The sequence below is a fragment of the Candidatus Photodesmus blepharonis genome, assembly GCF_000731795.2.
Taxonomy (GTDB): domain Bacteria; phylum Pseudomonadota; class Gammaproteobacteria; order Enterobacterales; family Vibrionaceae; genus Vibrio; species Vibrio blepharonis.
In genome coordinates, this window is record NZ_JGVK01000012.1 from 1 (window position 1) to 10,794 (window position 10,794).

Annotated in this window: 9 protein-coding genes and 1 pseudogene; 5 read left to right on the forward strand and 5 right to left on the reverse strand. The window is 33.3% G+C overall.

Annotated elements, in window-relative coordinates; genetic code table 11:
* Nucleotides 1–78 precede the first annotated feature (78 nt).
* Nucleotides 79–891 (reverse strand): sporulation protein, encoded by an 813-nt coding sequence (locus CF67_RS02235; RefSeq protein ID WP_034413850.1) that lies wholly within the window; start codon nt 889–891, stop codon nt 79–81.
* Between the two features lie 392 nt (nt 892–1,283).
* On the opposite strand from CF67_RS02235, the gene ccoG reads away from it, so the two are divergent.
* Both ccoG and CF67_RS02245 read left to right on the forward strand, forming a co-directional pair.
* A complete protein-coding gene (gene ccoG, locus CF67_RS02240) occupies nt 1,284–2,705 on the forward strand; it encodes a cytochrome c oxidase accessory protein CcoG (RefSeq protein ID WP_034413852.1) in 1,422 nt (473 codons plus the stop codon).
* Between the two features lie 105 nt (nt 2,706–2,810).
* Nucleotides 2,811–3,422, forward strand: a complete 612-nt coding sequence (locus tag CF67_RS02245; protein ID WP_034413854.1) for a thiol:disulfide interchange protein DsbA/DsbL — start codon at nt 2,811–2,813, stop codon at nt 3,420–3,422.
* A 14-nt stretch (nt 3,423–3,436) separates the two neighbouring features.
* Here CF67_RS02245 and CF67_RS02250 read toward each other — a convergent pair whose 3' ends face one another.
* Both CF67_RS02250 and dnaQ read right to left on the reverse strand, forming a co-directional pair.
* A complete protein-coding gene (locus CF67_RS02250) occupies nt 3,437–4,624 on the reverse strand; it encodes a TIGR03503 family protein (RefSeq protein WP_052538054.1) in 1,188 nt (395 codons plus the stop codon).
* Between the two features lie 97 nt (nt 4,625–4,721).
* The gene (gene dnaQ / locus CF67_RS02255) at nt 4,722–5,483 is read right to left on the reverse strand and encodes a DNA polymerase III subunit epsilon (protein ID WP_034413856.1); all 762 of its coding nucleotides are present in this window, start codon (nt 5,481–5,483) and stop codon (nt 4,722–4,724) included.
* A 52-nt stretch (nt 5,484–5,535) separates the two neighbouring features.
* On the opposite strand from dnaQ, the gene rnhA reads away from it, so the two are divergent.
* Nucleotides 5,536–6,000 (forward strand): ribonuclease HI, encoded by a 465-nt coding sequence (rnhA, locus tag CF67_RS02260; protein WP_034413858.1) that lies wholly within the window; start codon nt 5,536–5,538, stop codon nt 5,998–6,000.
* On the opposite strand, the gene CF67_RS02265 is transcribed toward rnhA, so the two are convergent.
* Both CF67_RS02265 and CF67_RS02270 read right to left on the reverse strand, forming a co-directional pair.
* Nucleotides 5,997–6,752, reverse strand: a complete 756-nt coding sequence (locus tag CF67_RS02265; RefSeq protein WP_034413859.1) for a methyltransferase domain-containing protein — start codon at nt 6,750–6,752, stop codon at nt 5,997–5,999. The genes rnhA and CF67_RS02265 overlap by 4 nt on opposite strands.
* A 263-nt stretch (nt 6,753–7,015) precedes the next feature.
* Nucleotides 7,016–8,197, reverse strand: a pseudogene (locus CF67_RS02270) (transglycosylase SLT domain-containing protein); the annotation flags it as partial.
* Between the two features lie 287 nt (nt 8,198–8,484).
* On the opposite strand from CF67_RS02270, the gene prmB reads away from it, so the two are divergent.
* Nucleotides 8,485–9,396: a 50S ribosomal protein L3 N(5)-glutamine methyltransferase gene (prmB, locus tag CF67_RS02275; protein ID WP_034413861.1), complete on the forward strand. Its 912-nt coding sequence runs from the start codon at nt 8,485–8,487 to the stop codon at nt 9,394–9,396.
* Nucleotides 9,397–9,458: 62 nt separating this feature from the next.
* The gene (aroC, locus tag CF67_RS02280) at nt 9,459–10,550 is read left to right on the forward strand and encodes a chorismate synthase (protein WP_034413863.1); all 1,092 of its coding nucleotides are present in this window, start codon (nt 9,459–9,461) and stop codon (nt 10,548–10,550) included.
* Nucleotides 10,551–10,794: the final 244 nt, after the last annotated feature.

Below are 10,794 nucleotides of genomic sequence, written 5' to 3' on the forward strand. Positions count from 1 at the left end.
TTGAAAGCACCGGTCTTGAAAACCGGCATATGTGAATAACGTATCTAGGGTTCAAATCCCTATCTCTCCGCCACCTATCTAAAATAGGGGTCGCACATGTTGTGATGAGATGTCATCTAAGTATTCCAGTATCATCATTTTAGCTTCGGTAGTAGTTTTTTGTACTGGAATTTCTAGATGACTTTTTAATTTGCTGAAGCTAGAAGAAGGTATTTTTTTTGAATCTTTTTGGTTACGATCAATATCTATCCATAGTTTAAGAGCCCCATTAGTTCTGCGCGCAATGAATTCAAGTCCACGCCAACAACCGTAATAAGGTCCTGGGATTGGTATAAATTCAAATTTTTGCATAAAAGGTAAATCGTCAAAACCTTGAACTGTTTTGCATACTACTTTTCGTATTCGTAAACTTTGTTTTTCTAATGTACTAAAAATGCTATCCATTAATGGATCAGGACGTACAGTCAAAATTTTTTTATTTATTAAATCAATCTTCATTGAGATTTTCATTTTGCTTTCTAACCAAACTTTAGCATTACCAATTGTTACTGGTGTATTCCATGGAACGTTTAGAGTAGTACTAAAATTTCTAATTTTTCTAGCTTCGATGAGAAACTCGTATGGCGAACTCCATTCGCTTAAAGTATATGATTGCTTGATTTTTTTGTTTTGTTCGTTATTGTTTTTGCTTGAATTATTGAATATTTTTTCAGTGTAGCAACAGCATAGTTTTAACCCGATATAATCTATTTTTTCCTTTTTACATCCACCATAAACATGAATTGTGATATTCGTATTTTGACCTGGGAAAAGAATCTCTTGCTTTAAGCTTGAATCAACTTTTGCAGAACCAATAGCGAAATTTGTAAGAGTTTTTTTAAATAATGACATCAGTACCTCCTATTTAATTCCTTTTTTAAAATTCAAGTACCCTTTTCACATTATTTTTGCTTTTTTATAGAAATTTATTTTAGATTACTAATTGATATATGGGATACTGGTTGGTCGATTCTCAATGCGGCAAACAAAAGGGATCGAGTGATTATATTTATTTTCAATAGTTTTTTTGTGATTAGAATTTCTATTCTGAGATGGTTTTCTTAATTTGATTAAGAAGATTAAAAATCGTAGTATTAGACCTAGTATATATGCTTCGCATAATTTTAAAAAATTTATCGTATTTTTTGAAAAATTATTTCAAGATTTTCTTTTATATTTCTAAACATGAGAATTTGTTGAATGCAGAGTAATTAGGGTGTACTCAAAAGGAAATGATAAACTTCGTGAATCAGGATCAAATTGATATCAAAGATATTACTCTAAAAAAGTTTACTTCGAGTACGTATAAAAGAAATATTGATCGACTGAATCCTAGCAATCGAATTTACGTTAGAAAAAGTAAAGGTACTTTTCAAAGGTTGCGTCGTTTTATTGCTACTTTTTTGTTGTTAATTTTCTTTTTTATGCCATGGGTGTCCTATGGTGAACGTCAAGCTATTTTATTAGATATCGTCGAACAACAATTTAATTTTTTTTCTGTTACTTTTTATCCGCAAGATTTAACGTTATTAGCATTTTTCTTTTTGATTGCAGCTTTTGGTTTGTTGTTTTTAACTACTTTTTTTGGGAGAATCTGGTGTGGTTATCTTTGTCCGCAAACAGTTTGGACATTTATCTACATTTGGTTTGAAGAAAAACTTGAGGGTCCTGCTAATAAACGTCGTCAACAGGATCTTAATAAACTTACTATTCAATTAGTTATTAAAAAAACAGTTAAACATGTTGTTTGGCTAATGATAGCCTTACTAACAGGTTTTACTGTTGTTGGTTATTTTATATCGGTGGAGAATCTAATAATTGATTTTTTTGCTTTAAATTTTAGTTTTTGGTCCACTTTTTGGGTATTGTTTTTTTCAGGATGTACTTACATTAACGCTAGTTGGATGCGTTCAATTATCTGTGTTCATATATGTCCTTATGCTCGATTTCAGTCTGTGATGTTTGATAGAGATACTTTTGTTGTTAGCTATGATTTTCAACGTGGTGAAAATCGTGGACCTCGATCACGTAAAATAAACCCTAAAGTTTTAGGCTTTGGTGACTGTATTGATTGTGATCTGTGTGTGCAAGTGTGTCCAACAGGTATTGATATTCGTAATGGTTTGCAATACGAATGTATTAATTGTGGTGCTTGTGTTGACATATGTAATAAAACTATGGCTCATATGGGTTATAAAAAAGGGCTCATTGGTTATACTACTGAACGTCGTTTATCAGGTCATTATACGAAGATACTTAGACCTAAATTATTTGTATATAGTGGAGTTTTTCTGATAATGTTAACTTGTTTTGGAATGCAGCTTTCTTCTGTTGATTCCGTAGGTTTAAGTGTTTTGCGAGATCGCAATAAATTGTTTAAAGTTAATAACTTAGGTGAAGTTGAAAATACTTATATACTTAAGATTATTAATAAGACGCAACGAGTACAAGAATATAGATTGAATGTTAAAGGTTTTTCTGATGTTTCGTGGTATGGTAAGAAAAGTGTAAAAGTGAAACCTGGAGAGATATGTAACTTACCTATGAGTCTTGGGGTTTATCCAAACGAATTAAATTTACCGGTCACGGCTATTCGTTTTGTACTTTCAGACACTCAAAATTCTAATTTTGAAGTAGAAAGTCGATTTGTTAAATGGATGAATTAACTAGATAAAGCATTTGTTTATTCTCTTTTATTAAGTATATCTTTTTGATATTCAAGTTTTGTTTTTTTCGTAAGTAGATCTTAATCTATAAAACGGAGTTCAATAATGAAGAATTTTTTTTCACTGGGAATTGCTTTGTTAATGATGTTTAATTTAACTGCTAACTCTGCTAATTATAAGGTAAATGAGCATTACAAGGTATTAAGTTCAGAAATCTTTTCCGAAAGACCGAGCATCATTGAATTTTTTTCATTTTACTGTCAGCATTGTAGTTCTTTTGAGGCTGTAATGGAAAAATTAAAAATTAAATTTTCTGACAACGTGAAGATTAATAAAAATCATGTTTCCTTTATGGGTGGCACGATGGGAAAAGCGATGGGTAAGGCCTATGCAACTATGGTTATTCTCAAAATTGAGAACAAAATGGTTCCAGTATTGTTTAATCGTATCCACGATATGCGTAGCACACCTAAAAATGAAGCAGAATTACGTCAAATTTTTCTTGATGAGGGCATTGATCCCGTACAATATGACAAGGTGTTTAGTAGTTTTGCTGTTGATGGAATGGTACGTTTTTTTGATAAACGTTTTCGAAATGCTAACCTTTCCTCAGTTCCGGCGATTATTGTAAATGGTCGTTATCTTATTCAAGCTAAGTCGGTTCAAACCATAGATGAGTACTTTGATTTAGTTGATTATTTACTGCAATTGAAATAGTGAATGTCCATGCTTTAATGTCTTTTCAAGCGGCGAGCAAACCAAACTGCTAATCCTACTATGGTTATGTTGCTAATCATTATGACTATGATATTACGTATGTTTTTTTTCTTATTTTGTTGTATTTTCAATTTACTTTCTTCTACCTCTTGAATTAATTTGTAGTCCATTTGTTTTAATATTCTGTAGTTTTTTTCTATTATAAAGTGTAATGGACGATTAGAATCCATATCGTTTGCATATATACTACTATACAAATTAAGTGTTCCTACTGTTCCTTTGTTTGCAAGATTTAGAATTAGTGTCATTTCTCTCTCTTTTGTCGTATTTTGAATTATTGTTGATGTGTTTTTGTTATCAAAATATTCGACTGATGCTGTTAAAGAACCGGGTGCGATTGTTTCTTTTTTTCCAGAGAAAACAATTTGATGTGAGTTTTTGTTTATTCCTTGGATAAAATTAGTTTTTATAGGATTAGGATAGATAGAAACTATTTGTTCTTCAGATCTTAGAAAAATATCATTACTTGAAGTAATCTCAACACGATATTTTCCTGGTTGAGATCTAATGATTAATGGAACGGTAAATATGCCGTCTCCTGGATATTCATCAAATTTTTTACCATTATCGGCAAACTCATCAGTTATTTCCGCTATTGGTAGAATGTTTTGTTCTAATGCGTTGTCTTCTGAAGTTAATTTATGGAAAGTAACTTTTAATTTCACGTTATCTAAAAAATCCTTTATTAGTAAAGGGTTACCTTGATTGAGCAATTGTGCTTTGAACTTAATGATTTCACCATTAAATAAACGTTTCGGTAAAGTGTCTGCTTGGAGTGTCAAGTTAGAAACAAGTTGAATTTTATTCTGACTATCAATTTTTCCGATAGCCTGCCATGGTCCAGGCATTGGTTTTTCAATAGATATAATATCCATCAATGAGTTTTGATACCAGTGAACATTTTCTGGGTTACGCCATGCATAATATTTTTTACCATCAGGCCGAACTAAAATAGCAGGTTGTGATTGTTTTATGCGACGAATGATGAAAGTAATTCGTTCAACGGTAGGATCAACTCGAAAACGATTATTGAGCAGCGACATTGAAAGTTCTTTTTCATTATTTTCTTCACTAAAGCTATTGCTTGTACCAAACAATATAATTAATGCTAATGTTAATGCAGTAGCGTTAAATTTAAACATTCTACCTCCCAATAAATAATGAGGTTACCTGGATTTTTTTAAAATCAACCTTCGAGTAAACGGTCAAATTTTGAAGTAGTTTTTATTTTCCAGCAATTTAGGCTTTGTCTCTTCCACTCGATCCCCATAGGCAAGCACCTGTCTTTTTCATAGCATCTAATCTTGTTTTATGTGTTTTTATTTCATCGGTTGTTGCATATAGAATTTTGAGTTTTTTTTGTTTATTCGCTGTATTATTTTGTAGCCATTTTTCATTACAACTATTTCTTAATCCGGAGGTAAGCTGCAAATTGCTTTGCCCTCCTGTCATTGCTAAATAAACCCCAGCAAGAATTTTTGCATCAAGTAATGCTCCGTGAAAAGTGCGGGTAGAAATATCTAGAGCGTAATGTTTAGCTAAAGAATTAAGGTTTTTTCTTGTTGGCATTTTTGGCATTTTTTTAGCCATTTCGAGTGTGTCAGTTACTTCACAGTAATCGATTATTTTACCAATTTTCTTATTGAGCATTAGAAATTCATGATCAATAAAACTTATATCGAAAGGAGCATTGTGAGCTACAAGTTCAGAATTTTTAATAAACTCTAAAAATTCTTCATGAATGTCATGATATTCGGGTTTATCAGATAGGAATGCATTGGTAATTCCATGTACTTCGATCGATTCAGGTTGAATTACACAGTTTGGCTTAATATAGACGTGGAAGTAACGTCCAGTTAATTTACGATTAATTATTTCAATAGCACCGATCTCGATAATACGATGTCCGTAACAAGGTGCTCCACCTTTTTTGTTTATACCAGTTGTTTCAGTGTCTAGAACAACAACACGTTTATTTTTAGAATTATTTCTAGCATTCATAGTAAATTGTATGTAAGACTGTTCAGATGATATATCTTAATCATATCAAATTGTGATGAAGCAAGTGAAAATTTTTACTGATGGTTCCTGCTTAGGTAATCCAGGTCCTGGTGGTTATGGTGCTATTTTGCGTTATAATCATATAGAGAAAATATTAACTCAAGGTTATGTTCTTACGACGAATAATCGTATGGAGATGCTAGCAGTTGTTGTTGCGTTGCAAACCTTAAAAGAACCTTGTAACGTTGTTTTAACAACAGATAGTCAGTATGTATGCCAAGGCATTAATAAGAAGTGGATATACCTTTGGAAAAAACATGGTTGGAAGAGAGCGAATAAAAGAAAAGTCAAAAATATTGATCTTTGGGAAGCACTGGATAAAGAAGCCATTTTACATCAAATAGATTGGCGTTGGGTCAAGGGTCATAGTGGCCATAGAGAAAATGAAATATGCGATGAGTTAGCACGCATGTCTGCAGCAAACCCTACTGAGAAAGATACCGGTTATCAATACTAGTTAACGAAAGATGACCAATTTTTTCCTTTGTTTAGTCTATAACTTGCATTCATTGGAAATAAAGAGCGTTTTAATTCCCAGTGTGACTTGATTGGCTTGATCGGGTAGGTTCGTTTTCTTGCCACAATGAAATACAAGCTTCTGATTGGTGTGCTCCAATCACCTAGGTTGTTTTCAAACCAAGTCCATATGTTTTGGTAATATTGCATAGGAAACAATGCATATAAATCACAATGAATTACTTGATAATTAAGTAACGTTAACCACTCTTTAAGCCGGTAAGGTGTAAACATATACTTATTTTGTAGCAAATTTTTTTTTCTCCATGGAATCCAGCCTGCTAGCCCAGCGAAGCTGATAGGATTGAATCCTGTTAAGATCAAGTAACCGTCGTCAATCATAACTCGGTCAACCTCACGCAATACAAGATGTGGATTATTACAGTAGTCAAGTTGATGTGACATGATGATTGCGTTGAATGTTTTTTCTAAAAAAGGTAAGTTTTTTTGATTTGCAATGACGTTGCATAAAGGATTGTGGATGTCTAAGTTCACTTGATGTTGAATATTACAGTGATGACTAAGCAGTTCACAACTGAGTCCACCTAATTTGAGCATGTGCTCTCCAAATAACTTATGGTACCACTCATCTAAACGAGCTTGGATTGATCCGCTTATCCATCGACCATTCTTAAGCTGTAACCACGAAGTGGGCTTTTCAAATTTTTTTTTGTTGTGTATTACTGCTTTCATCAATCACCCGTTTTACCCTTAATGATAGATTTAACGGTGTTTTCTACATTAAATGTGGCATATGCATTTTATAAACAACGATCTAGCGTTGCACCACTATCTAACCCTGCCTACTTATACTATATCTTAGAACATTTTGCAGTAAAATAATTTAGTCAAATTGATATGTGCTATCTAATTTGAGATTCTATCTACGATCTATCTTTACTAATAGCGGTTTTTAAGATCTGTTTAAAATTATTATTTTTTTAGCATAGGACTCATGCGTAAGCGCTTTTATCTTTAGAAGAGGTACGTATAATTAAGTTTTGCCCGATTCGGATCTTGTTATGCAAGAGTTCATTGCTCTTTTTAATTGCTTCGACTGTGGTACTATATTTTTTCGCAAGCATGCTTAAATTATCTCCAGGTTTTACCTGGTAATGGATTAGTTTCATGTTTTTTCTACATTTTTTTTTAATTTTTTCTTGGAAGTTTTTGATAGAATCTACTGGTAAAAGCAGCTGATAAGGACCGTCGGGTCCTGTAGCCCATTGATTGTAGCCTGGATTTAAATTTTGTAGTTTTTTAATTGATATGCCTGCATAGTTGGCAGCTGTGGCTAAATCTAGTTGCTCTTTAGGATCTATTAGTGTAACTACAGCTTTATTTTTGATAACTGGAATATCAATTCCATACTTTTTTTGATTGGCAATCACATCTGCTAACGCAAGTAATTTTAATATATAGTTACTCGTTTCTTTCGGTAAATCGAGTGATAAAAGATCAGTGGATTTACCGAGTTTATTGTTTTTTTGAATTGCTCTGGACATGCGTCCCCCACCACTATTGTAAGCAGCAATTGCTGTAGTCCATTGTCCATCAAAGCGTTTATTCAAATAGGTTAAGTGATCTAGTGCTGCTTCTGTAGCAGCTGAAATATCACGTCTTCCATCGTACCAAAAGTTTTGTTTTAAGCCATACATTTTTCCTGTACTTGGTACAAATTGCCAAAGTCCAGATGCACTATAGCTTGAGTATGCAAGTACATCAAATGAGCTTTCGACAATGGGAATAAGAGCAATTTCTAATGGCATATTACGTTGTTCAATCTTATTGATAATAAGATATAGAAATGGTTCAGCACGTTTGGATACTACTTTCAAATGATTAGGGTGATCAATGTACCAATTTCGATAATACTCTACAATTTTATGGTTTGGAATATCCATCTTCAGTTGCATTGCAATACGTTGCCAGACATCTTCTTGAAAGTGAGGAGCAATAGTTGATGTTGAACTTATTTTTTCTGAGTCAAGTTTTGGTTCAGATAAGTCTGCATTTTGCTTTTTAGGCATAGTAATTGATGATGAATCAGTTATAATAGATAGAGGTTGTTCGAAAAATTGGATCAGCTGACATCCCGTTAAGCATAATGTAATAATCAGATTGTATTGTATTCGCATTTTATATGCCTAATATTTTGGGAAAATAGTTGTCGATGATAGTCAACTTTCATGAGGAACGAAAGGGATAAAATATTAAAGTTTATTTTTGTCCAGAGTATTGGAAGGTATTTTCCCTATCGGTGAAATGAGATTTCAAAAGTTTTATTTCAAGATTGTATATGAAATATTCAATTAGATATTAGTAGAAGAAAGTATCTAGATGGTTGTGAAGTTCCGTTTTTTTTAAAAATTCTAGAAAATTTTGATCAAATATGGCTGTATAAGTTACTTGATAAGAGGTAGTTTTGGACATTTTTTTAAAAAAAGAGGAAGTTTCCGAACTTCGTACTATTCAAGATATGATTCGTTGGACTGCAAGTTGTTTTAATGCTTCTAACTTGTTTTATGGTCATGGCGCAGATAATGCTTGGGATGAGGCTATCCAGCTTATATTACCAACATTATATCTATCGATTAATGTACCTCAATATGTACTCGGTTCTAGATTGACCACTAGCGAACGTATCTTTATTGTTGAACGTGTTATTAGGCGTATCAACGAGCGCATTCCAACTTCTTATTTAACTAATAAGGCTTGGTTTTGTGGATTAGAGTTTTTTGTGGATGAACGCGTGCTAATACCTCGTTCACCAATTGCTGAACTAATTGAAAGACAATTTTATCCGTTTTTGTTGGCGAAACCTCGGCGAATTATGGATTTGTGTACGGGAAGTGGCTGCATTGCAATTGCCTGTGCCCATCTTTTTCCAGAAGCGGAAATTGATGCAATTGATATTTCAATGGATGCACTACAGGTAGCTGAACAAAACATACAAAGTTATGGTATGGATCATCAGGTTTTTCCTATTTGTTCAGATTTATTTCATGACTTACCAAAAGAGCGATATGATTTAATCATATCAAATCCACCATATGCAGACGAAGAAGATATGAACAATCTTCCGCATGAATTCAGTCATGAACCAACATTAGGTTTATCTGCTGGAACTGATGGCTTAAAATTGGTGCGTTGTATTCTTGCGAATGCAGCGAATTACTTAAGTGATACTGGTATTTTGATCTGCGAGGTTGGCAATTCGATGTTGCATGTAATAAAAGAATATCCATATATTCCATTTACGTGGATCAAATTTAAAAATGGTGGTCATGGTGTATTTGTAATTACTTATGAGCAAATCTCAAAGTACACTAATTAATTTTTACTATATACCAGTTAATAGAAAATATTTCGGCTTTAAGAATAATTGGGATAATAATCATGGTAGGAAATAGTATAGGGGAAAGTTTTCGAGTCACTACTTTTGGAGAAAGTCACGGTATTGCGTTGGGATGTATCATTGATGGATGTCCTCCAGGTCTTGCTATTACAGAAGAAGATTTGCAATATGATTTAGCGCGTCGTCGTCCGGGTAGTTCACCTTACGTGACACAACGCAGCGAAGCTGATGAAGTAAAAATTCTATCTGGTGTCTTTGAAGGTAAAACTACAGGTGTTTCCATTGGCTTATTAGCTACAAATACTGATTCGCGTTCCAAAGATTACTCAGATATTAAAAATAAGTTCCGTCCAAATCATGCTGATTACACTTATTACCAAAAATATGGTATTTACGATCATCGTGGAGGAGGGCGCTCTTCAGCTCGTGAAACTGTGATGCGTGTCGCTGCAGGCGCGATTGCAAAAAAGTACCTAAAGGAAAATTTCAATGTAGAAGTGCGTGCTTACTTAGTTCAAATGGGTGCTGTTGTAATTGATAAGATTGATTGGGATGAGATAGAAAATAATGCCTTTTTTTGTCCAGATATTGATAAAGTTGATGCGTTTGAACAATTAATTTATGATTTGAAAAAGGAAGGCGATTCGATTGGTGCTAAATTACAAGTGGTCGCAATCAATGTACCTGTAGGATTAGGTGAACCCATATTTGATCGCCTAGATGCAGATATTGCTCATGCTCTTATGAGCATCAGTGCAACCAAAGGTATTGAAATTGGTGATGGTTTTAATGTCATCGAACAGAAGGGAAGTAAACAGCGTGATTTGCTTACACCCGATGGCTTTTCTAGTAATCATGCCGGTGGTATCCTAGGAGGTATATCTACTGGTCAAGAAATTGTTGTTAACATTGCTTTCAAGCCAGCTTCAAGTATTTTGTTTCCTGCTCAAACCATTAGCAAAAATGGAGAGTTAACGCAGATCGCTGCTAAAAAAAAAGGTCGTCATGATCCCTGTGTAGGTATTCGTGCGGTGCCTGTTGTGGAAGCTATGCTCGCAATTGTTTTGCTCGATCATCTATTACGTCATCGTATTCAAAATTTTAGTGTGGAAACTACAACTCCAAAAATTTAGCTATCATTTTTTTTGAGAATAATCTTGAATTTCGTGTAGTGAATACACAATAGAGATAAATTAACATTAAAGTTAATAGCTACGCATTAAGAGCAAAAACAAAAATTCGACAACAGTATTTTTAGATGATATAAGGACGCAAAGAGTAAATTTTGTATACTCTTATGCTATTTTATATGTATCTAACATAGATATTGTAACGAGATAATTTTAATAAGAACAATGTTAAGTTTTGATTTTTTTT

What these genes read in the sequence shown, in the direction of transcription:
- CF67_RS02235 (WP_034413850.1), bottom strand. Translation starts at nt 891, where the DNA reads ATGTCATTATTTAAAAAAACTCTTACAAATTTCGCTATTGGTTCTGCA.
- CF67_RS02245 (WP_034413854.1), top strand. Translation starts at nt 2,811, where the DNA reads ATGAAGAATTTTTTTTCACTGGGAATTGCTTTGTTAATGATGTTTAAT.
- CF67_RS02250 (WP_052538054.1), bottom strand. Translation starts at nt 4,624, where the DNA reads ATGTTTAAATTTAACGCTACTGCATTAACATTAGCATTAATTATATTG.
- dnaQ (WP_034413856.1), bottom strand. Translation starts at nt 5,483, where the DNA reads ATGAATGCTAGAAATAATTCTAAAAATAAACGTGTTGTTGTTCTAGAC.
- CF67_RS02265 (WP_034413859.1), bottom strand. Translation starts at nt 6,752, where the DNA reads ATGAAAGCAGTAATACACAACAAAAAAAAATTTGAAAAGCCCACTTCG.
- aroC (WP_034413863.1), top strand. Translation starts at nt 9,459, where the DNA reads ATGGTAGGAAATAGTATAGGGGAAAGTTTTCGAGTCACTACTTTTGGA.